The organism is Myxococcus sp. AB025B (genome assembly GCF_006518215.1).
GTDB lineage: Bacteria > Myxococcota > Myxococcia > Myxococcales > Myxococcaceae > Myxococcus > Myxococcus fulvus.
On record NZ_SRLW01000084.1, the window covers coordinates 1 to 21,343 of the forward strand.

A 21,343-nucleotide genomic window follows, 5' to 3' on the forward strand; every position below is an offset into this window, starting at 1 on the left:
GCACCAGCCCGCCCTGCCCTCCCGCGTCCTCCTCGTGAGTCCATCGCGACGTCAGCGAGAGCGGCGGGGCGCCCTCCAGCCGCGCGCGCCAGTACTCGCGCTGCTGGCGGGCCGCGTCGCTCGTCGACCAGCGATGTTGCCAGCGCGCCACGTCCCCGGGCTGACGCGCGGGAGGCGCCAGCGGCGAGGGCACCCCGGCCTGGAAGACGCGGTACAGCGAGGCCAGCTCCCGTCCGAAGACACCGAGCGACGGGCCGTCCGTGATGAGCCGATGCTGCGTCACCAGCAGGACGTGGGTCTGCTCCGCCAGGATGACCAGCGCGGCGCGCATCAGCGGACCCGTGGCCACGTCGAAGGGCGCGCGCGCCTGGGCATCGTTCATCGCGCGGAACGAGGACGAGTCCAGCGCCTCCTCCGGCGCGCCTCCGCCCCGCAGGTCGACGACCGGAAGCTCCAGTCGCGCCGCGGGCGAGACCACCTGGGTCAACGCGCCGTCGCCCTCGCGGAACGTCGTCCGGAGGGCCTCGTGCCGACGCACCAGCTCCTCGAGGCCGAGCTTCAGCGAGTCGACATCCAGCGGCCCGTCGAACCGCAGCCCGAAATGGACGTGGAAGCGCGGGCTGTCAGGCATAGGACGCATCAGCCGCCACAGCCGCCGCTGCCCCGGGGACGCGGGCGCGGTGTCCGACGCCAGGCGCTCCGCCGCGTCGCCCGCCTCACTCACGGGCGACAGGCAGAACAGCGTGTCCGGCGAGGCCAGGGCGCGCGCCAGTGACTCGATGGTGCGCTGCTCCCAGAGGAATGACAGGGTGAGGGGCAACCCCAGCCACTGCTCCAGGTCGTACGTGAGCCGCATCGCCCCCATCGAGTCGAGGCCCTGCTCCACCAGGGGGCGCCGGGTGTCGATGGAGGCCGCGGGCATCTGCCAGTGCAGGGCGAGCCACTCCACCACCCAACCCTCGATGGTCACATTGTGAGCAGGCAGCCGTGACGCGGACAGCCCCGGCCGCGACGGGTGCTCCCAGGACACCTCTCGGTCATCGGCTCGGAGCTTCACCACATCCTTCTCGTCGCGCACGCACGGCCACCAGGGTTGAGGTGGATGCGTGGAGGGGCGACGTCAAGGAGCGCTTCCAATAGTCCGACCTCCGGTCGTGCAAGAGCAGACGCGGCGCACCCAGGGGCGCGCCCCCAGGGCAGGGGTGCTGTCGCCTGGTCACCGCGCGCGCGAGGGTCTACGAGCACGCACTCCGGCCAGGAGCAGCTCCAGGCCGAACGTGAAGCGTGCGTCGAAGTCGGGGTCCACCAGGGCCTCCACCGCCCGGGCCACGTGGGGGAAGCGCGGCGTGGCCAGGGCCCGCATCTGCTCGGCCACCGGGGGCGCCTGGGCATCGCGCGTGCCCAACGACTGCTCCTCGATGGTGAACCCGAGGACGTAGTCGAGCAGCGTGAAGGTGGTCCACCCCGCCTCCTTGGAGGACAGCCCCGCCTGCGTCAGCGCCTCCATCAGCCACTCACTGACGCGGAAGGTGTTCTCCGTCGCGACGACGGTGCCCGCGAACACCCGGGCCGCGTCCCGGTGGCTCAGGAACGCGCGCCGCAGCTCCCCCGCGACGGCCTTCACCACCACCTCCCAGCTCCTCCCCGTCGGGCGCTCCACCGCCACGTCCGCGAGCAGCGCGTCCGCCATCGTCTCCAGCAGCGACTGCTTGCTGGGGAAATGCCAATAGAGCGACGGCGCCTGGATGGAGAGCGCCTGCGCCAACGAGCGCATCGTCAGCCCCTCCACACCCACCTCATCCACCAGCGTCCACGCCGCCTGGACCACCTGCTCCTTCTGGATGCGCATGCGCCCGTGCCACCTCGTGTTGACGACCCAATCTAACGCCGTTAGATGAAAACTAACAACGTTAGATTCGTCAGGAGGAGACAAGTCATGGAGCTGGACGTCGAGGTGGCCATCGTCGGAGGTGGCCCCACCGGGTTGATGCTGGCGGCCGAGCTGGCGCTCGCGGGCGTGGAGGTGTGCGTCCTGGAACGAAGGGAGGCGCCGGTGCGGGAGTCACGCGCCCTGACGATGCATCCGCGCTCCCTGGAGGTGCTGTCGCTGCGGGGGCTGGAGGCGCCATTCCTGGAGCGAGGGCGTCCCCTGCCCACCGGGCACTTCGGCCTGCTGGACACGCGGCTCGACTTCTCCGGGCTCGACACGACGTTCCGCTACACGCTGTTCCTGCCCCAGGCGCTCACCGAGGCCCTGCTGGCCGAGCACGCGCGCGGGCTGGGGGTGGACATCCGCCGAGGCCACGTCGTGGAGTCCTTGCACGAGGACGCAGAGGGCGTGGTGCTCGCGGGGAGCGTCCAGGGGGCAGCGTTCCGCTGCCGCGCCCGCTACGCCGTGGGGGCGGACGGCGCGCGCAGCGTCGTGCGACAGCTCGCGGGCATCGGCTTTCCGGGGACGGAGGCCAGGCGCACGTCGATGCTGGGCGACGTCACGCTGGAGCACCCTCCCTCCACGCCGTTCCTCGCGCTCACCAACGCGCGCGGCAACGCCGTCATCGTGCCCCTGGGCCAGGGCCAGTACCGCGCCATCGTCACCGACGCCCGGCGCGAGCACACCTCGCCGCGAGAGCCGCTGTCCCTGGAGGAGCTGCGCGGGAGCCTCACGCGCGTGGCCGGCTCCGACTTCGGCATGAAGGAGCCCCGGTGGCTGTCGCGCTTCGGCGACGAGACGCGGCTGGCGGAGCACTACCGGCGAGGCCGCGTGCTGCTCGCCGGAGACGCGGCGCACATGCACTACCCGGCCGGTGGACAGGGGCTCAACGTGGGCCTGCAGGACGCGATGAACCTGGGCTGGAAGCTCGCCGCCGTGCTGCGCGAGGGCGCGCCGCCCACGCTGCTGGACAGCTACCACCAGGAGAGACATCCGGTGGGGCAGTCGCTCCTGGACAACACCCAGGCCCAGTCCGCGCTCATGGGCTTCACCCCGGAGGTCCTCGCGCTGCGCGAGCTGATGAATGGCCTGTTGCGCCTGCCCGCCATCAACCAGCGGCTCGCCGAACAGCTCGGCGGACTGGACGTCGCCTTCGCGGGTGCCCCCATCCCCGCGCCTTCACCGAGCACCCTGCCGGGCTGGACCGGACGCAGGCTCCCGGACTGGACGCTGCGACTCGCCGGCGGAGGCCAGCGCTCGCTCTACTCCGGGCTCCATGACGGCCACTGGCTGTGGCTGCACGCGACACCCGCCGCCGCGCCGCCCTCGGACTGGGAGCCCGCACCTGGCTGGCGCCCCCGCGTCAATGCCCTGGCGCTGGAGACGTCCACCGATACTGGCGCGCTCCGGGGCGTGGATGGACTGCTCGTGCGTCCGGATGGCCATGTGGCCTGGGCGTGGACGGCCTCTGCGTGAAAGCGGATGTTTGGTGTTTCACCTTTCAGTGGGACACCTCGCATACCGAGACGCGTCATACGACTCTGCTAGGGTGTCGGCCTTCAGAGGTTCTCCCCTGCGGACACGCTTCACGACAGGTTTCTTCCGGGCTTGGGGTACGGCCGCCCTGCTCTTGCTGCTTCCCTGGGTCGTCTACGGAAGCGCCGTCTCGCTGCGCTACGGCCTCAGGGACGACTACGCCATCCTGCGCGAGGCGCGCGAGGAGCCCGGAAAGATTCTCCGCGTCTGCGGCGCCATGGGCCGTCCGCTGTATGGCTGGATGCTGGAGCGCACCACGCGCGCGGCCGGGGACCTGGACGGGCTGCGCGGCCTGCGGGCCCTGGCGGTGCTCGGCCTGGGATGGCTCGCCGTGGTGCTCTACCTGCTCTTGCGCGCCGAGGGCTGGAAGCAGGTGCCCGCCGCGCTGCTGGCCGCGTTCATCCCGCTGCTTCCGTCCGCGCAGGTCGTCGCCAACTGGAGCATCTGCTGGCCGCAGGCGGTGGCCCTGCTCGTGAGCGCGGGGGCCTTCGCGCTGACGAGACAGGCCATCGGGGCGGATGGCGCGTGGCTCGGCGGCGTCCGCGGACGGCTGCTCCTGGTGGGCGGCGCGCTGGCGCTGGCGGCGTCGACGCTCATCTACCAGGCCAGTGGTCCGTTCTACGCGGTGATGCTCGCGGCGGTGCTGGTGACGCGGCGACACGAGGACGTGCGCGCTCCGGCCCGCTGGCTCCTGGGCCACATGTCCGTGCTGGGCGTGGGGCTGGGGCTGGCGTACGTCGTCACGCGCATGAGCTTCGCGGTGGGGCTGTTCACCCCCTCGCCGCGCATGGCGCTGGAGCGACACCTGCTGGACAAGGCGGCCTGGTTCGTCACCCAGGTGCTGCCCAACGCCCTGGCGCTGACGGCCATCGACGACACGGACACGGCGCCCGCGTGGGGCTACTGGCCCATGGTGGGCGTGACGCTGGGCGTGCTCCTGCTGACGCTCTTCATCGAGGGGCGGCGCGCGGGGCGCACGGGCGTGACCGCGTGGCTCCTCGCGCTGGTGGGGCTGTCCAGCGTCGCGTACTGCGCCAGCCTGCTCGCCGGTGAGCGCTGGCCCACCTACCGCACGCTCTTCGCGCTCGCGGGGGTGTGGAGCGTGTTCTTCTTCGCGGGCGTGGTGAAGCTGGGCGAGCACTGGCCCCGGCACGGGCCGCGCGTGGCCGGCGCGGTGCTGGCGCTGCTCGTCGCGGTGAGCGGGCTGCTCGCGCATCAACAGTCGCTGGAGCTGTTCGCCTGGCCCCAGCAGCGGGAGCTGGAGCTGATGCGCCAGGGGGCCGCCGCGCTCGTCCCCGCGCGCACGCCGCGCGTCTTCGTGCTCACCGCCCGACAGACGGACTCCTCCGCGCCCCAGCGCTACCTGGACGAGTTCGGCTCGGTGTCCGTCGACACGGAGTGGGTGGCCAAGGAGCTCTTCGCCCTGGTGGCCCGGGAGCGCTTCCCCGACGCGCGCGCCAGCTACCGCTTCGACGCGGGGCCGGTACTCCCCAAGGCGCGGGCCTACGACATCCTGGTCGACATGCGTCAACCGCGGACAGCCACCTCCCGGCCCGTTCAGCTCGCTCGCTGACGCTGTCACCCGCCGGGCGCACTTCCCCGTTGACGCGGGGGAGCCCCTGGAGGGATGCCCCCGATTCGTGCCCTCCTACGAACAGCTTTTCGAGAACAACCGCCGCTGGTCCGCCGCGAAGACGAAGGACGACCCGCAGTACTTCGAACGACTGTCCGCGGAACAGAGCCCCGAGCACCTCTACATCGGCTGCTCCGACAGCCGGGTGCCCGCCAACGAAATCATGGGCGTGGAGCCCGGGGACGTCTTCGTCCATCGCAACGTCGCGAACCTCATCAACAACGTCGACCTGAACGTGATGTCGGTCATCAACTACGCCGTGCGCCAGCTGTCGGTGAAGCGCATCATCGTCTGCGGCCACTACGGCTGCGGGGGCGTGCGGGCCGCCATGCAGCCCAAGGACCTGGGCATCCTCAACCCGTGGCTGCGCAACGTGCGCGACGTCTACCGCCTGCACAAGGCGGAGCTGGACGCGCTCGAGGACGTCGAGGCGCGCTATGCACGGCTGGTGGAGCTCAACGTCACCGAGCAGTGCATCAGCGTCATCAAGACGGCCGCGGTGCAGCGCTCGTACGTGGAGAAGGGCTTCCCCACCGTGCACGGCTGGGTGTTCGACATGCGCACCGGCCTGCTGAGGGACCTGGAGCTGGACTTCCCCCAGCTGCTGCGCGGCGTGCAGGAGGTCTACAACCTCACCGACAAGGACTCGATTTTCTAGGGGTCCCAGGCTCCGCGCCGGGCGCACCGGCGCGGAGTGTCAGGCGAGGCCCGACGGACTACTGGCTCTCCTCGGCGCCCGTGGGAGCCGGGTCGTCATCGAGGCTGCCGTCCGTGCCGTCCGCCGCGTCCACACCAGAGCCACCCGTGCCCTCGGTCGAGTCACGCGGCTCGGAGCCACCCGGCTCCTCCATGACGTCCCACTTCTCGCCGTCCGGCGTCGTCACCTGGGTGTCCGTACCGGAGCCACCCGTGGCCTCATTGTCGTAGAGGGTCGGCGCCCCGCCCCGGTCCCGGCGCTCGTTGTCCACCACGTCCGCGGCCTCACCCGGGCTCTCGTTGGCATCGCGCGCATCCTCGCGCGCCTGACGCTCCTGCTCGGCCGCGTCCACCGAGCCCGAACCCCCCGTGGCGCTCGGGATGCTGGAGCCCGAGGGGCTATCCGCCCGCGTGCTCGCCGAGTGGCTGGAACAACCCCAGAACGTCAGTGCGGCCACGGCCGCCATCAGCGGAAGCTTCATGGAAGGCTCCTTGGGAAGGATGGTTCCCTGAAAGCTGGAGACTGTTCCGGAGAGGACAACCCGGGACACGGGCCCGCGTCGGCCGGCCCGCCCATAAGCAGGCGGCCGGACGGGCGCTCACTCCTGACGGAGCGCGATGATGGGGTCCACCCGGGTGGCGCGCCGCGCGGGCACATAGCTGGCCAGCAGCGCCACGCCGACGAGCAGCACCGCCACCGCGCCGTACGTCACCGGGTCCCAAGGCGCGACGCCGTACACCAGGCCCTCCATCAGCCGGCTGACGACGAGCGCCAGCCCGAGCCCCACGCCGAGCCCCACCAGCGTCAGCCGCAGGTACTGGCCCAGCACCAGCTTCATGAGCTCCACGCCGCGCGCGCCCAGCGCCATGCGGATGCCGAACTCCCGCGTGCGGTGGCTCACCGCGTGGGCGATGACGCCCGACAGGCCCACCGCCGCGAGCAGCAGCGCCAGCAGCGCGAAGCCCGTCGTCACCAGCATGTAGAAGCGCGGCCGCGACAGCGCCTCGCCCATCAGGTCCTCGAGCGTGCGCACGCTGCCCAGCGGCAGGTCCGCGTCCAGGGCGCGCACCTCCTCGCGCACCTGGCTCATCAGCGAGAGCGGCGCGTCCTTCGTGCGCACCACCACCGTCATCTTCCCGTACAGCGCCTGGGAGAAGGGCACGTACACCTGCGGAAAGGAGGCCTTCTCCAGCCCGTCGTTGCGCGTGTCCCCCACCACGCCCACCACCTGTCCGCCGAAGCGGCCCAGGCCGAAGTTGATGCCCATCTCCACCGTGCGCCCCAGCGGGCTCTCCCCAGGCCAGTAGCGCCGCGCGGCCTCCTCGCTGATGAGCACCGCGCGCTGTCCGTCGCCCGCGCCGTCCGCGGACGTCAGCCACCGGCCCGACACCAGCCGCAGGCCGAGCGCCTCCGCGTAGCCCGGGGTGATGACGCCCACCTGCACGCCCCAGCTCTGTCCGGGCCCGGGCTCCGGCCGCGCCGCGTCCCACATCCCCGTCACCATGTAGCGGCCGTCCAGCGGCACCCCCAGCGCGGCGCCCGCGGCCTGCACTCCCGGCAGCGCGCGCAGCCGCTCCAGCAGCTCGCCGTAGAAGCGCTGGTTCTGCGTGGAGGCCCAGCCGTAGGCGCTCTCCGGCAGGTCCAGCTCGAAGCTGAGCACCCCGTCCGGACGGAAGCCCGGGTCCACGTCGGAGAGGCGGTGGAAGCCCTTGAGCAGCAGCCCGCCGCACACCAGCAGCACCACCGCCAGCGCCGTCTCGCCGATGATGAGCAGGTGACGCGCGCGCCCCCCGCCGCGCGTGCCACCCTTGGCGCCCACCTCGCGCAGGCTCGCCGCCGGATTCTCCCGGGACGCCTGGAGCGCGGGCAGCAGGCCGAACAGCAGCGCGGTGACGAGCCCCAGCACACACGTGAAGGCGACGACGCGCGTGTCGATGGCCACGCCCGCGAGCCCTGGGATGTCCCTGGGGGACAGGCCCACGAGGACATCCAGCAGCCACCCGGCCAGCAGCACCCCGAGCCCCGCGCCCATCGCCGCCAGCACGCCGCTCTCCACCAGGAGCTGGCGCAGGATGTCGCCCCGGCTGGCGCCCAGCGCCATGCGCACGGACAGCTCGCCCCGGCGGCTCACCGCGCGGGCCAGCAGCAGGTTGGCGAGGTTGGCGCAGGCGATGAGCAGCACCAGCCCCACCGCGCCCAGCAGGAACAGGAGCGCGGGGCGGACATTGCCCAGCAGCGCCTCGCGCAGGGGCACGAGCGTGGCGCGGTAGCCACCATTGGACTCCGGGTAGGCCACCGCGAGCGCCTGGGCCACCTCGGCCACGTCCGCGCGGGCCGCCTCCAGGGTGACGCCCGGCTTGAGCCGCGCGTACACGCGCAGGCCGTGGGTGGAGCGCGCCGAGGCCCCGGTGAGCGACTCGTCCCAGACGAACGGAGCCCAGAGCTGCGTCTCCAGCGGGAAGCTGAAGCCCTCGCTCGCCACGCCCACCACCGTGTGCCGCTCACCGCCCAGCCACAGCGAGCGGCCCAGCACGCCCGGGTCCGCGTTGAAGCGGCGCTTCCACAGCGAATGGCCGAGCACCACCACCCGCTCCTGCCCCGGCTGCTCGTCCTCGGGGCGGAAGCCACGGCCCAGCGCCACGCGCGCGCCCAACACGTCGAAGAAGTCCGCGGTGCTGGTGGTGCCGCGCAGCCGCTCCGGCGCCGCGCCGTCGCTGGCCAGGCTCTGCTCGCCGCTGCGCACCGCCGTCATCCCGGAGAAGGAGCGGCTCTTCTCGCGGAAGTCCACGAAGTCCGGCCCGGACGAAGGCGAGTCACCGGGCGAGCCGTCCGAGCTGTACAGCCGCACGAGCCGCTCGGACTCCGCCATGGGCAGGGGCCGCAGCAGCACCGCGTCCACCACGCTGAAGATGGCGCTGTTGGCGCCGATGCCGAGCGCCAGCGTCAACACCGCCACCAGCGTGAACCCCGGCGAGCCGCGCAACCTGCGCAGCGCGAGGCGGAACTCCTGGACCAGGCCCGTCATGCCACTCTCCCAAGCTGAACCACCGACTCGCCTTCGCCGCGAGCCCATCCCGAGCGTCCCGACAGCAAGGCAGGTGCCACCGGCCCTCCACTGGGAGCCGACAACCGGGGTACCCCACCGCTTTCCCACATCCGGGGGCAGGGCGCCCGGAAATGGGATGGGCTGATACGCCGGCTCACGGGTGGAATTTGGCGACAACGGCGCAATACACAGCCACCGCCCAACTTGTCTCGAATTCACCACCTGTCGCGTGTTACGAGAGGACGGGCTATCTGTCTGCCTGTCTTTCCCTCCCCCCTCGGAAGACGCCCCCATGAATCTCGTTGCCTCCCGCCGAGCGCGCTGGCTCGCCGTGCTCGTTCCCTGGCTGAGCGCCTGTGGTCCCACCACCTCCGAGCCCGTCTCGGAGCCCCCTGGCGACGCGGCCGAGGCGCGGGCGCTCCAGGCCGTCACCTTCATCGCCGCGGGGAGCACGTGGCGCTACCGCGACACGGGCGTGGACCCGGGCGCGGGCTGGACGTCGGTGGGCTACGCGGACACGTCGTGGGCCCAGGGGCCCGCGCAACTGGGTTACGGCGATGGGGACGAGGCCACCATCGTCGCCTACGGCCCGAGCACCAGCTCGCGCCACGTGACGACGTGGTTCCGCAAGGCCTTCACCGTCGCCGACCCGTCGCGGGTGGGCAACGTGGTGCTGCGGCTGCTGCGCGATGACGGCGCCATCGTCTACCTGAATGGCCAGGAGGTGCTGCGCAGCAACCTGCCCTCGGGCACGGTGACGGCGTCGACCCTGGCGAGCACCGTCATCGCCGACAGCGCCGAGCAGGCGTGGCACACGGCGAGCATTCCCAGCACCGCGCTGGTGGCGGGCACCAACGTGGTGGCGGTGGAGGTGCACCAATCGACGCTGAACTCGTCGGACCTGAGCTTCGACGCGTCGCTCACGGCCGAGGTGGAGGACGCCCCAGCGACGCCGTGCTTCGCGCTGAACCTGCCGGCGCTGAGCACGCTGCGCGCGTCGCCGAAGAAGGTGTTCGCGCACTACTTCTCGCCCTACCCGCTCTCGCTCGACAACCGGGAGCCCTCGGTCGACTACTACGCGCGCAACTACCTGCAGCCCACCGGGGAGAACTCCAAGTTCGCGTACTGCGGCGGGCTGCTCAAGCAGCGCCCCCTGCCCCAGGCCCCGCGCGCCTCGGGCGTGGACTACGAGCTGGCGAACTTCGAGGTGGAGGTGCGGCGCGCGGCGGCGCTGGGGCTGGATGGCTTCACGTATGACATCCTCAACCACACCGGCACGCACTGGAACCGGCTGTTGAAGCTGCTCCAGGCGGCGAGCAACGTGGACAGCGGGTTTCGAATCGTGCTCATGCCGGACATGAGCTCCACGTACTCGGGCACGGACGCGGAGGCGCTGTCGGCGTTCGTGAGCTCCATCGGCTCGGTGGCCTCGCACCCGGCGGTGTACCACCTGCCGGACGGGCGGCTCCTGCTCTCGCCGTACATGGCGGACAACCGCACGCCCCAGTGGTGGGCGTCGGTGCTCCAGGCGCTCCAGGCGCGCGGCATCCCCTCCGCGCTGTGGCCCGTGTACGTGCGCCCCTGGGTGGCAGCGACGAACACGCTCGACGCGGTGGTGCCGCTGTATGGGACGTCCACGTGGGGGAACCGGACGCTCGGTAGCGCGGCGGGACAGCGCACCAACGTGGGCACCGCGCACGGGATGGGGCTCCAGTGGATGGCGCCCGTGGCGGTGCAGGACTCGCGGCCCAAGGACCTCGTCTACACGGAGGCGAACAACTCCCAGGCGTACCGGGCGCTGTGGGACGCGGCCATCCAGGGCGGCGCGGACTGGGTGCAGCTCATCACCTGGAATGACTACTCGGAGGCGACGGAGATTTCGCCCTCGTCCGGCACGCAGTGGGCGGCGTTCGATTTGACGGCCTATTACACGGCCTGGTTCAAGACGGGCGTCCAGCCGACCATCGCCCGGGACGCGCTCTACTACTTCCACCGCGTGCACTCGACGAGCGCCGCGCCGGACCTGACGAAGCAGCGCGCGCCCTACGAGCTGCGGGGTGGGGCGGCGGCCGCGAACGAGGTCGAGCTGCTCGCGTTCCTCACCGCGCCCGGGACGCTCGAAATCGAGTTCGCGGGCGTCGTTCAGCGCAGGGACGTGGCGGGGGGCATCCAGTCCTTCCGGGTGCCGCTGCAGCAGGGCACGCCGCGGTTCCGGCTGGTGCGAGGCGGCGTCACCGTGGCGTCGGTGACGAGCGCGTTTTCCATCAACAACACCATCGTCTACCAAGACATGCTGTATCGCGCGGGAGGCAGTCTCGCTTGCGACCGTTCGTTCTTCTTTCCCTGACATGAGTCGGGTCCGCCGTTGAACAGACACGGCGGACCCGACGGGCCGTGAAAGACACGCATGCCTAGCTTTGGGCCGCTTCACCTCCCAGCCGAAGAAGCGAGAGGGGCCTATTCCTCCGAGGGCCGCAGCGGCGCCAGCCGGGCCTTGTCCAGCTTCGCCGCGACACCGACGCTGCGGCCCGCGAGGTTGGCGACGACGTACTGCACGCTCGTGCCCATCACCTGCGCGCTCTCCGAGAGCGACAGCCCGTAGTCCTGCGCCAGCCACTGCGTCAGGCCGCTCGTCGCCTGGCGCAGGGCATCGTCGAGCGAGCCCGCCTGCCCCAACACCATCAGGTGCGTGGGCGACTCCACTCGCGGCATCGACGGCGCCTTGCCCCGGATGACCTCCACCGTCAGCTCCACCTCCATCGACGTCTCCAGCGCGAACTGAGACGTCTCGCCATCGCCCTGCCCCGCGTGCGCGTCCCCCACGTAGAGCAGCGCTCCCGGCTGGAACACGGGCAGGTACACGGTGTTGCCCTCCACCACCTCGTTGAAGTCCATGTTCCCACCGAAACGCCCCGTGTCCCCCGTGGAGACCGGCGGCGAGCCGAAGCCCGGCGCCACCGCCAGCCCGCCCAGCATCGGCCGCAGCGGCACCGTGAAGTCCTTCAGCTTCTCCGTGGGCGTCTCCGGCCGCGCCACGCCCTTCTCCCAATCCAACGTCCAGCGCACCGGCTTGCCCAGCTCCGTCGCCTTCGAGGCCAACAGCGGCGTCATCGCCCGGCTGACGATGCTGTCCAGGCTGTCCGCGCTGCGCCGGTTCAACCGCAGGCGCTTCAAGTGGACCGCCAGCATGTCCCCCGGCCGCGCGTCCCCGATGAAGAACGGCCCCGTCTGCGGATTGCCATACAGCGCGCGCGACACACCCTGCGCATCCATTCCACCGGAGTCGAGCGTCGTCGTCTTCACCGTGTCCCCGGACCACAGCGTCAGCACCGGCGCCCGGTCCGCCGAGAACTCGTTGGACCACGACGTCGGCGTGAACTCATGCCGACGCGGTGGGCCTGAAGGCCGCTCCGGAATCTGGCGCGCCGTGAAGGCCCGCTTCACCCGCGCCTTCTTGTCGTTCGTGTCCGGCACGTCCGCCGTGCCCTCGAGCCGGTCTCCCCGCACCTTGCCCGTGTACACGTAGCGCGCCTGACGCGAGTCGGTGACGGTGAAGCGGACCTCGTTGCCTGTGCGCTCGCCCTCCAGCGCGTCACCGTCGAACGTGCCGGACAGCTTCTTCCCCGAGCGCTCCAGCGTGAGCCCCTGGTGCAGCGCATTGCCCCACATGTCCGTGGTGACGACCCACTCCTCCTTCACCACCGACTGCGCGAGGACGAGGGACGGGGCGCAGCAGCACAACCAGGCCAGGAGGAGTCGTCGCATGTCCGCGCACCATGCCAGAGACCCGTCGGGCTCGCACGCCGCCGCGTCGCCTACGACTTCTTCAGCTGCGCCTCCACCGCCTTCAGGAGCGCGTCGAAAGACTCCTCGAAGAGCCGCACGCCGTCCACGGCCAGCCGCTCGGTGACGCTCTTCATCGACACCCCACCAGCTTCCAGTTGGCGCATCGTCTCCTTCGCGCCCGCCAGGTCCTCCAGCAGCGTGGTGCGCACCTTGCCATGGTCCCTGAACGCATCGATGGTGGCCGGCGGCATCGTGTTCACGGTGTCGGGGCCAATCAGCTCCTCGATGTAGAGCACGTCCCGCAGCTTCGGGTCCTTCGTGCTGGTGCTCGCCCACAGCACCCGCTGCACCTTGGCGCCCTTCGCCGAGAGCGCCTTCCAGCGCGGGCTGCTGAAGACCTCCTGGTAGATGCGATAGGCGAGCTTCGCGTTGGCGATGGCCACCTTGCCGTGCAGCGACTCCAGCACCTTGCGCTGCTCCGCGGTGACGCCCGCCTTCAGGCGCTGCTGTATCTCCTTGTCCACCGCCACGTCGATGCGGCTGACGAAGAACGAGGCAACGCTGGACACCTTGCTCAAATCCCCGCCCGCCTTGGCGAGGCGCTCCAGGCCCGTCAGGTACGCGTGCGTCACCTGCCGGTAGCGCTCCTGGCTGAACAGGAGCGTCACGTTGATGTTGAGCCCCTCCGCGGTGAGCTGCTCGATGGCGGGCACCCCGGCCTCCGTCCCGGGGACCTTCACCATCACGTTGGGCCGGTCCAGCATCTTCCAGAGCCTGCGCGCCTCGTCGAGCGTGGCCTTCGTGTCGTTCGCGAGCCGAGGCGAGACCTCCAGCGACGCGTAGCCATCCCGCCCCTTCAGCGCGTCGTAGACCGAGCGCAGGATGTCGGCGGCGCCCTGCACGTCGCGCACGGCGAGCTGCTCGTAGACGTCACCCGCCGAGCGCCCCTGGCCCCGCGCGGCCCGGAAGAGGTCCTCATAGTCCTCGCTGCCCGACACCGCCTTCTGGAAGATGGTGGGGTTGGAGGTCAGCCCCTTGAGCCCATCCTCGGCGATGAGCTTCTGGAGCGTCCCCTCGGTGATGTAGCTCCGCTGGAGGTTGTCCACCCAGACGGTCTGGCCGAATTCCTCGAGCTGACGCAGTGGATTCATGGCGGTTCGCACCCCTGGCTTTCAATGTGCCCACGCGCGCCGGAACGTGAGCGGGCCTGCACACGGGAGCCCCCTCGTCGGGCTGCCCTGCGAAGAGAGGCCCCTCGGCCGTCCTCTCACCTCGTGCCTCCACGCCGCTTCACCCGGGGCCCGGCCATCAACACCCTACGGAGGTCCCCCAGCCTGGAGAGAGACGATGGCAGACACCCTGGCAGAGCTCGCGGCGCAGCTGCGGGTCGACAGCATCCGCGCGACGACGGCGGCGGGCTCCGGACATCCGAGCTCGTCCATGTCCGCGGCGGACATCGTCGCGGTGCTGTTCCAGAAGTACCTGCGCTTCGACTTCCAGCACCCGCATGCGCCGGACAATGACCGCTTCGTGCTGTCCAAGGGCCACGCCTGCCCGGTCCTCTACGCCGCGTTCAAGGCGGCGGGCGCCATCGACGACGCGGAGCTGTTGTCCCTGCGTAGGTTCGGCAGCCGCCTGGAGGGACACCCCAACCCGCACGTGCTGCCGCTCGTCGACGTGGCCACCGGCTCGCTCGGCCAGGGACTGGCCATCGGCGTGGGCATGGCGCTCACCGCGCGCCTGGACCAGCGCCGCTTCCGCACGTACGTGATGATGGGCGACAGCGAGACGGCGGAGGGCTCGGTCTGGGAGGCGTTCGACAAGGCCTCGCACTACCAGCTCGACACCCTGTGCGCGCTCATCGACATGAACCGCCTGGGCCAGAGCGGCGAGACGGAGCTGGGCTGGAACGGCGAGGCCTACGTCGCCCGCGCGCGCGCCTTCGGCTGGCATGCGCTGGCCGTGGACGGGCATGACCTGGGCGCCATCGACCGCGCGCTGGCCGAGGCCCAGGCCACGAAGGGCAGGCCCACGTGCCTCGTCTTCAAGACGGAGAAGGGCAAGGGCTACTCGCTCATCGCCAACCATGAGCACTGGCACGGCAAGCCCCTGCCCGAGGACAAGGCACGCGAGGCCATCCAGGAGCTCGGCGGCGAGCGCGACCTGCGCTTCGAGGTGCGCAAGCCGGAGGTGACGAAGCCCCCCGCGAAGCCCGCTCCGGGGCCGCTGAAGCTGCCGACCTACGCCACGGACGAGAAGGTCGCCACGCGCAAGGTGTACGGCGACGCGCTCGCGGCGCTGGGGGACGCGCACCCGGACCTGGTCGCGCTGGACGCGGAGGTGTCCAACTCCACGTACTCGGAGGAGCTGCGCAAGGCGCACCCGGACCGGTACTTCGAGATGTACATCGCCGAGCAGAACATGGTGTCCAGCGGCGTGGGCATGGCGGTGCTGGGCAAGCGCGTCTTCGTCAGCACCTTCGCCGCCTTCCTGTCGCGCGCGTATGACCAGCTGCGCATGGCGGCCGTGTCCAACGCGACCTTGCACGTGTGCGGCAGCCACGCGGGCGTGTCCATTGGCGAGGACGGACCGTCACAGATGGGCCTGGAGGACCTGGCGATGATGCGCGCCGTCGCCGGCAGCACCGTGCTCTACCCGAGCGACGCCAACCAGACGGCCCGGCTGATGGCCGCCCTGGTGGACCTGCGCGGCATCAGCTACCTGCGCACCACGCGCGCCAAGACGCCCGTGCTCTACGCGCCCACCGAGGAGTTCCCCATCGGCGGCAGCAAGGTGCTCCGGCGCTCGGACCGGGACGTCGTCACCATCGTCGCCGCAGGAATCACGCTGCACGAGGCGCTGGAGGCCCACGCGCGCTTGCAGGACGCGGGCGTGTCCGTGCGCGTCATCGACCTGTACTCGGTGAAGCCGGTGGACGTGAAGACGCTGCGGCAGGCGGCGAAGGAGACCCAGGGCAGGCTCCTCGTCGTCGAGGACCACTGGGCGGAGGGCGGGCTCGCGGACGCGGTGCTGGAGGCCTTCTCGGACGGCACCGAGCCCTTGCCCCGCGTGAAGCGCCTCGCGGTGCGCAAGCTGCCCGGCTCCGGCAAGCCCGAGGAGCTGCTCGGCGCGGCGGGCATCGACGCGGCGCACATCGTCGAGGCCGTCCACGCCCTGCGCGACACCCCGGCCCCCGAGGGCTCGCGCACCACCGGTACGGCGAAGGCCCGCCGCACCCATTGAACCTGGTGGAGGGTCGCCGCGAGAATGCGGCCCTCCATGCCCCACGACCTCGCCTCCCTCACCGAGCTCTCCACCCTCGAATCCCTCCTCGCCGCCGAAGGGGTGGACGGACTGCTCGCCGCGCTCGACGACGCGCTCGCCCGGACGCCCGCGGACACGCGCGTGCTGCACGAGGACGGCCCCACCGTGGGCCCCCGGACGCTCGGCGTGCTGCGCAAGGCCGTCGCGCTCGACGCGGACTTCCTGCGCGAGCACCCCGAGGCCCTCTTCCAGTGCCTCCACAACCGGCTGCGCTGGTACGACGCGCCGGACGCCGCGCCCCACTACGCCACGACGGGCCAGGGCCCCTGGGACGACCCGGAGGCGCACCTGTACCAACTGGCGGCATGGTGGCGACGACAGCGCGAGGCCTCCGGCGGCGCGGCCTGGGTGGAGTCCCTGCTGCCGCTGCGTGGCTCACTGGACGGCGCCGACACGTACCTCTGGCACGAGGCCCACGTCCTGTGCGCGGCGTTCGATGCGACGGGGGCGCGGCTCGCCACCGGCTTGCACGAGGACGGCGACAACGTCCAGGTCTGGGACGTGGCGACGGGCCAGCGGCTCCAGACGATGGAGGGCCACGAGGGCGAGGTGCGTGGGATTGCCTGGAGCGCGGACGGCAAGCGACTGGCCTCGGGCTCCAGGGCCCATGACGCGCGCGTCTGGGACGTGGAGACGGGCGAGCAGCTCCACGTGTTCGGGCGCCAGGAGGGACAGGTGACGTCGGTGGCCTTCAGCCCGGACGGCACGCTGCTCGCGGTGGGCAACCTGGGCTGGCGCATCCACTTGTACGATTTGGACACGGGCGAGAAGGTCCGCACGCTCAAGGGGCACCAGCAGTCGGTGTTGAGCGTGACGTTCCATCCCTCGGGCCGCTGGCTCGTGTCGGGGGCATCGGACGACACGGTGCGCGTGTGGGACGTGTCCACGGGCGAGCAGGTGGCGCGGCTGGACGCGCAGCGCTCCGTGAGCACGGTGGCCATCAGTCCGGACGGCGAGTGGCTCGCGTGGGCGGACCTCGACGACGTGGGCGTGGCGGAGACGAAGAGCTGGCAGCGGGTGCGCGGCCTGCGAGGCGGCTCGCGCTACTCCCACGTGCAGTGGCTGGGGACCTCGCGGCTGGGGCTCTTGGGGTACGACCGGCTGGAGGTGCTGGACGTGAAGGACGGCGCCACGGTGTGGTCGCGTCCCTATTCCTCGGACGGGCACGAGCGCGGCGCGGCCTTCTCGCCGGACCAGCAGCACTTCGCGCTGACGGCCGTCGATGGCGGCGTGCTCGTGAGCAGGCTCGATGCACCCGTCCCGCCCAGGCTCCTCTCCGAGCAGCACCGCGTGAAGCACCTGTGGGGACGGGGCGAGGGCGGCCTGGCCATCGCGAAGCGGATGGACGGCATGCTCGTCATCGACGCCCGGGGACATGTGCGCGAGCCACCCCGCGAAGCCCACGACTCCGGCCTGCATCCCTGGTGCTTGAGCCCGAACGAGGCGTGGGCCGCCTATCCCGTCACGCGCTACCTGGACGACGGGTGGCGGCGGGGCCTCCAGCTGTTCGACGTGGCGCGCATGGCGCCGACGACGGAGCTGACCGACAGACCGCTGGAGGGGCGGGACGCGTCCCGGAAGATGACGATGGAGCAGGTGATGACCTTCTCCCCGGACTCGACGCTGCTCGCGGGGACGTTCGAGCTGGGCGTGGTGCGCGTGTGGCGCGTGGCCGACGGGCGCCTGCTCCACACGCTGAAGGGCCCCGAGGCCATCGTCACGCTGGTGGAGTTCACGCCAGACGGCGCCTACGTCGTGTCGGGCTACGAGGCCCTCTCACGGCTCCAGGTGCACGACGTGAAGACGGGGCGGCTCGTGCTCGACACCCAGGCCCTGATGAAGCCCGCGGTGGCATACACGGCGGCCGAGCGCGTACCGCGCATCGCGGTGGGGCGCGCCACGGGTGAGCTGGAGCTGCTCGACCTGCCCGCGGGCTTCCGGCGCGTGCTCCAGGTCTCCAAGGAGCCGGTCATCGCCGCGCGGTTCTCCGCGGATGGCTCACGGGTGGCGGTGTGCACGTTGGATGACCGGGTGCGCCTGTACGAAGCGGACACGGGGCGGCGGGTGTACGAGGTGCCGCACCCCGCGCTGCCGTTCGAGGTGGCCATGGAGGGAGACGTGCTGGTCACCCGCTCGGATGACCAGAAGACGCGCTTCTTCGACCTGGCCACGGGAGCGCCCCGAGAGGTGCTCGAAGGCAACGCGCCGCCGGACGAGGTGACCCGCCGCGCGTACTGGGAGGTGCTCGGCGACGCGCCCGTCGCGTTCCATCGCCGCCTGGACACCACGCCCCTGGCGCACTTCCACGACTCGCTGGAGGAGACGCTCATCCTGCGCGACGGGCTCGTCGTGGCGCGCGGCCTCACCGTCCCGGACTTCCTCTACGTGCTCAAGCTCCACGGCCCCACGGGCGGAGCCTGAAGCCCGCCATCACTCGCAGCCCACGCGTCGGGGGCCCACGGCCAGGTCATCCAGCCACCAGTCCGTGGGCGTCGAGAGGCCCTGATAGAGGAACACTCCAGCCTCCAGCACCGTGAAGTCGCGAGCCTTCTCTCGCATCGGCGGTGTCTGGGTGGGCGGGTCGGCGAAGACGAACCTGCGAGGCCACTGGAGCTCCACGCCGTCGAGCCACACGCGAGGCTCGGCGGCCTGGGGCGCGTCACCGTTCGCGCCGTCGAAGAGCCACTCCACGCAGGCCCACCGGCCCAACACGAGCGGCGTGTCGGAGACCTGCACCCACTCCGGGAAGCCGGGCGGCTCCGGCGGATGCCAGATGGCCATGTACTTCTCCTGGTACGTCGCCACCTCGTACCAGTCGAGCGCCTCGAACGCGGTGTCCTGGCTCCCCGGGCGCGGATACCGCGCGTTGAAGAGCCCCGCGTGCGAGGCCGGCCGCGCGGGTGTCACGTAGACGTGGACACGTCCCCAGAGCACGGGGCCGAAGTCCTTCGGGAGCTCGAAGCGCACGGTCTTCTTCGGACCGCCCTGCTCGCCCTCGCGGCCTCCGACGAGCTGGCTCGCGTGCAGCGCATACCGGCCACCCCGGGCACGCGTGTCATCCACGAGGAGCTGTCCGCTGAACTCGTCACGGAACGGTGTCCAGCCCTCCGGCAGTCGCCCCTCCTCGAAGTCCCAGCACAGCGTCCCCGGCGCCGAGCACCCCGTGGCCCCCGGCCGCTCCGACGAGGAGGGGTGGGCACACGCGGACACGGACAACACCACGAGCCATCCAGGAGCGGCTGCGACGCGCATGTTCCCCACCTCTCGGTAACCGGGTGGACGGTACACCCGCGCAAAACACGGAGGCCATGAGACTTGCCGCGAGCGGCCCCGTTCTCCCTCATGAGCCTGAGGAGGAGGACATCATGCGAAGGATTCCGTCTCGACTGTGCACCCTGGTGATGGGCGTACTGCTGGGTTGTGGCACCCCCGATGAAGCGGGCCTCTGGCGACAGGCCGCCGCGCTCGCGGAGCCCATCAACGTCACGCTCCACAAGCCCGCCACCGCGAGCGCCACCCAGGGCAGCTTCCTCCCGGAGTACGCCGTGGACGGGGACCTCACCAGCGATGACTCGCGCTGGTGCCCCGGCATCTACAACGAGACGCGCCTGTTGGACATCGACCTGCAGGGGACGTTCGACCTGGTGCGCATGGAGCTCTACACGGGCTTCCGCGCCGACCGGCCCATCAAGAGCTACGAGCTGTTCTACGACGACGGCACGGGCTGGAAGTCCCTCCCGGGCGCGAGCCAGACGAACAACACCCTCATCGCGGTGTCGACGACGTTCACCCAGCCGGTGACGGCGAAGAAGGTGCGCTTCTCCTGCAAGGACCCGCTCGCGGACAACTGCCGCGTGAAGGAGCTGTGGGTCTTCGGAACGCCGCACGCCACCGAGGTGAACATCCCGCCGGTGGCCAACGCCGGCCCGGACCAGGCCGTCACCCTGCCCACGAACAGCGTCACCTTCAGCGGCGGCGCCACCGACGCGGACGGCACGGTGGTCTCGCTGGCATGGACACAGGTGAGCGGTCCCACCGCGACGCTCTCCGGCGTCAGCACCGCCACGCTGAGCGCCACGGGACTGACGGTCGGCACCGCCGTCTTCCGGCTCACCGCCACCGACGATGACGGCGCCACCGGGACGGACGAGGTCAGCGTGACGGTGGCCCCCGCGCCCCAGACGCTCACCAACGTGGCGCTCGGCAAGCCGGTCTCCGCCGGCAGCAGCAACGCCAACCTGCCGCCCTCCAACGCCGTGGACGGGAACCTCACCACGCGCTGGGAGTCCGGCTACCACTTCCAGACGCACAATTACTTCGACGTCGACCTCGGGAGCGCCCACGAGGTGCACGGCGCGACGCTGCACCTGTCCACCAGCGCGACGTCGTCCTACGCGATGACCGCGTTCGAGCTGCAGAGCTGGGACGGCGGCTGCTGGAAGACGATTCCGGGCTCCGTGGTGGAGGGCAATCCGCTCAACAACACGCAGCGCTCGCTCACCTTCACCGCGCCCGTCACCACCACGAAGGTCCGGGTGGTGTGCAAGGACCAGCCCTACTGCCGGCTGCGCGAGCTGGAGCTGTCGGGCCGGCCCGGGGTCGCGTCGACCGCGCCCACCACGTGCGCCGCCGGACAGCAGACGCTGGTGCGCAACGTCCGCTACGACTACGCCCTGTTCCTGCCCCAGCAGTACAACGCGGACCACACCACCCGCTGGCCGCTCATCATCGCGCTGCACGGCCTGGGCGGCGCCACGCTGGCCACGGACCGCTCCGGCGTTCTCGCCAACCCCGAGGGCCTGGCGCGGCAGTTCAACTCCGCCAGCTTCCGCGCGGCCATGAAGGCCATCGTCATCTCCCCGAACCAGCGGCTGCCGTTCACCAACTCCGGCACGGGCTGGTTCAACAACGACGCGCTGCTGGCCCTGGTCGAGGACGCCAAGAAGGACTACCGCGTGGACACGGACCGCATCTACTTCACCGGCCTGAGCGGCGGCGGCAACCGGAGCCTGGAGCAGGGCATCACGGACAGCGGGCCGCTCGCGGCCATCGTCCCCATCGCCTTCACGTCCACGCCCACCAACGACGCGAACGTCTGCAACCTCAAGTCCCTGCCCATCTGGTCCTTCCAGGGCGAGCTCGACACGCCGAGCCGCCCGAGCAACCTCAAGAACTGGCTGGACACCCGCTGCGGCGCGGGCTCCAGCGCGATGCGCTTCACCGTCATCCCGGGCGGTCGCCACGACGGCTCGACGTGGGATACCGCCTACGCCACGCTCGAGCTCTACGACTGGCTGCTCCAGCAGCGCCGCAGCCACCGCCCGTAGCCGGGCCTCGGGCGGAGGGACAACGCCGTCACTGTCCCCCGCCCCACATGGCGCTGCCCACGGG

Annotated in this window: 14 protein-coding genes; 7 read left to right on the forward strand and 7 right to left on the reverse strand. The window is 71.2% G+C overall.

The features are described 5' to 3' along the window. Together FL311_RS16190 and FL311_RS16195 are read right to left on the reverse strand one after the other, a co-directional pair. The coding region (locus FL311_RS16190) for a condensation domain-containing protein (protein ID WP_228556902.1) at positions 1–1,078 on the reverse strand (1,078 nt) is incomplete at its 3' end. A 138-nt stretch (positions 1,079–1,216) separates the two neighbouring features. After that, positions 1,217–1,849 carry a TetR/AcrR family transcriptional regulator C-terminal domain-containing protein gene (locus FL311_RS16195; protein WP_141326043.1) on the reverse strand — a complete coding sequence of 211 codons (633 nt, stop codon included), beginning with the start codon at positions 1,847–1,849 and terminating at the stop codon, positions 1,217–1,219. Positions 1,850–1,936: 87 nt separating this feature from the next. On the opposite strand from FL311_RS16195, the gene FL311_RS16200 reads away from it, so the two are divergent. The 3 genes from FL311_RS16200 (at position 1,937) to FL311_RS16210 (ending at position 5,757) form a co-directional block, all read left to right on the forward strand. Further along, positions 1,937–3,406: an FAD-dependent monooxygenase gene (locus FL311_RS16200; protein ID WP_194869225.1), complete on the forward strand. Its 1,470-nt coding sequence runs from the start codon at positions 1,937–1,939 to the stop codon at positions 3,404–3,406. Positions 3,407–3,560: 154 nt separating this feature from the next. Further along, positions 3,561–5,039, forward strand: a complete 1,479-nt coding sequence (locus FL311_RS16205) for a hypothetical protein (RefSeq protein WP_228556903.1) — start codon at positions 3,561–3,563, stop codon at positions 5,037–5,039. Positions 5,040–5,106: 67 nt separating this feature from the next. Continuing rightward, positions 5,107–5,757, forward strand: a complete 651-nt coding sequence (locus tag FL311_RS16210; RefSeq protein WP_141326044.1) for a carbonic anhydrase — start codon at positions 5,107–5,109, stop codon at positions 5,755–5,757. Positions 5,758–5,815: 58 nt separating this feature from the next. Here FL311_RS16210 and FL311_RS16215 read toward each other — a convergent pair whose 3' ends face one another. Further along, on the reverse strand, positions 5,816–6,277 hold the full coding sequence (locus FL311_RS16215) for a hypothetical protein (protein ID WP_141326045.1): 462 nt from the start codon (positions 6,275–6,277) through the stop codon (positions 5,816–5,818). 117 nt (positions 6,278–6,394) lie between these two features. After that, positions 6,395–8,821, reverse strand: a complete 2,427-nt coding sequence (locus tag FL311_RS16220) for an ABC transporter permease (protein WP_141326046.1) — start codon at positions 8,819–8,821, stop codon at positions 6,395–6,397. A 313-nt stretch (positions 8,822–9,134) separates the two neighbouring features. On the opposite strand from FL311_RS16220, the gene FL311_RS16225 reads away from it, so the two are divergent. Further along, positions 9,135–11,189, forward strand: coding sequence for a glycoside hydrolase family 71 protein (locus FL311_RS16225; protein ID WP_141326047.1), 2,055 nt, complete (start codon positions 9,135–9,137; stop codon positions 11,187–11,189). A gap of 110 nt (positions 11,190–11,299) precedes the next feature. On the opposite strand, the gene FL311_RS16230 is transcribed toward FL311_RS16225, so the two are convergent. Together FL311_RS16230 and tal are read right to left on the reverse strand one after the other, a co-directional pair. After that, positions 11,300–12,607 carry an acetamidase/formamidase family protein gene (locus FL311_RS16230; RefSeq protein WP_141326048.1) on the reverse strand — a complete coding sequence of 436 codons (1,308 nt, stop codon included), beginning with the start codon at positions 12,605–12,607 and terminating at the stop codon, positions 11,300–11,302. A 50-nt stretch (positions 12,608–12,657) separates the two neighbouring features. Continuing rightward, positions 12,658–13,779, reverse strand: coding sequence for a transaldolase (tal, locus tag FL311_RS16235; RefSeq protein WP_141326049.1), 1,122 nt, complete (start codon positions 13,777–13,779; stop codon positions 12,658–12,660). Between the two features lie 196 nt (positions 13,780–13,975). Between tal and FL311_RS16240 the strand changes: the two genes are divergently transcribed. Continuing rightward, a complete protein-coding gene (locus FL311_RS16240; protein ID WP_141326050.1) occupies positions 13,976–15,871 on the forward strand; it encodes a transketolase in 1,896 nt (631 codons plus the stop codon). Between the two features lie 36 nt (positions 15,872–15,907). Continuing rightward, positions 15,908–18,373 carry a WD40 repeat domain-containing protein gene (locus tag FL311_RS16245; protein WP_141326051.1) on the forward strand — a complete coding sequence of 822 codons (2,466 nt, stop codon included), beginning with the start codon at positions 15,908–15,910 and terminating at the stop codon, positions 18,371–18,373. A 9-nt stretch (positions 18,374–18,382) separates the two neighbouring features. On the opposite strand, the gene FL311_RS16250 is transcribed toward FL311_RS16245, so the two are convergent. Then, positions 18,383–19,204 carry a hypothetical protein gene (locus FL311_RS16250; RefSeq protein ID WP_141326052.1) on the reverse strand — a complete coding sequence of 274 codons (822 nt, stop codon included), beginning with the start codon at positions 19,202–19,204 and terminating at the stop codon, positions 18,383–18,385. A 113-nt stretch (positions 19,205–19,317) separates the two neighbouring features. Between FL311_RS16250 and FL311_RS16255 the strand changes: the two genes are divergently transcribed. After that, the gene (locus tag FL311_RS16255) at positions 19,318–21,279 is read left to right on the forward strand and encodes a discoidin domain-containing protein (protein ID WP_194869226.1); all 1,962 of its coding nucleotides are present in this window, start codon (positions 19,318–19,320) and stop codon (positions 21,277–21,279) included. Positions 21,280–21,343: the final 64 nt, after the last annotated feature.

What these genes read in the sequence shown, in the direction of transcription:
- FL311_RS16245 (WP_141326051.1), top strand. Translation starts at nt 15,908, where the DNA reads ATGCCCCACGACCTCGCCTCCCTCACCGAGCTCTCCACCCTCGAATCC.
- FL311_RS16240 (WP_141326050.1), top strand. Translation starts at nt 13,976, where the DNA reads ATGGCAGACACCCTGGCAGAGCTCGCGGCGCAGCTGCGGGTCGACAGC.
- FL311_RS16250 (WP_141326052.1), bottom strand. Translation starts at nt 19,204, where the DNA reads ATGCGCGTCGCAGCCGCTCCTGGATGGCTCGTGGTGTTGTCCGTGTCC.
- FL311_RS16225 (WP_141326047.1), top strand. Translation starts at nt 9,135, where the DNA reads ATGAATCTCGTTGCCTCCCGCCGAGCGCGCTGGCTCGCCGTGCTCGTT.
- FL311_RS16255 (WP_194869226.1), top strand. Translation starts at nt 19,318, where the DNA reads ATGCGAAGGATTCCGTCTCGACTGTGCACCCTGGTGATGGGCGTACTG.
- FL311_RS16230 (WP_141326048.1), bottom strand. Translation starts at nt 12,607, where the DNA reads ATGCGACGACTCCTCCTGGCCTGGTTGTGCTGCTGCGCCCCGTCCCTC.
- FL311_RS16220 (WP_141326046.1), bottom strand. Translation starts at nt 8,821, where the DNA reads ATGACGGGCCTGGTCCAGGAGTTCCGCCTCGCGCTGCGCAGGTTGCGC.
- FL311_RS16200 (WP_194869225.1), top strand. Translation starts at nt 1,937, where the DNA reads ATGGAGCTGGACGTCGAGGTGGCCATCGTCGGAGGTGGCCCCACCGGG.
- FL311_RS16215 (WP_141326045.1), bottom strand. Translation starts at nt 6,277, where the DNA reads ATGAAGCTTCCGCTGATGGCGGCCGTGGCCGCACTGACGTTCTGGGGT.
- FL311_RS16195 (WP_141326043.1), bottom strand. Translation starts at nt 1,849, where the DNA reads ATGCGCATCCAGAAGGAGCAGGTGGTCCAGGCGGCGTGGACGCTGGTG.
- tal (WP_141326049.1), bottom strand. Translation starts at nt 13,779, where the DNA reads ATGAATCCACTGCGTCAGCTCGAGGAATTCGGCCAGACCGTCTGGGTG.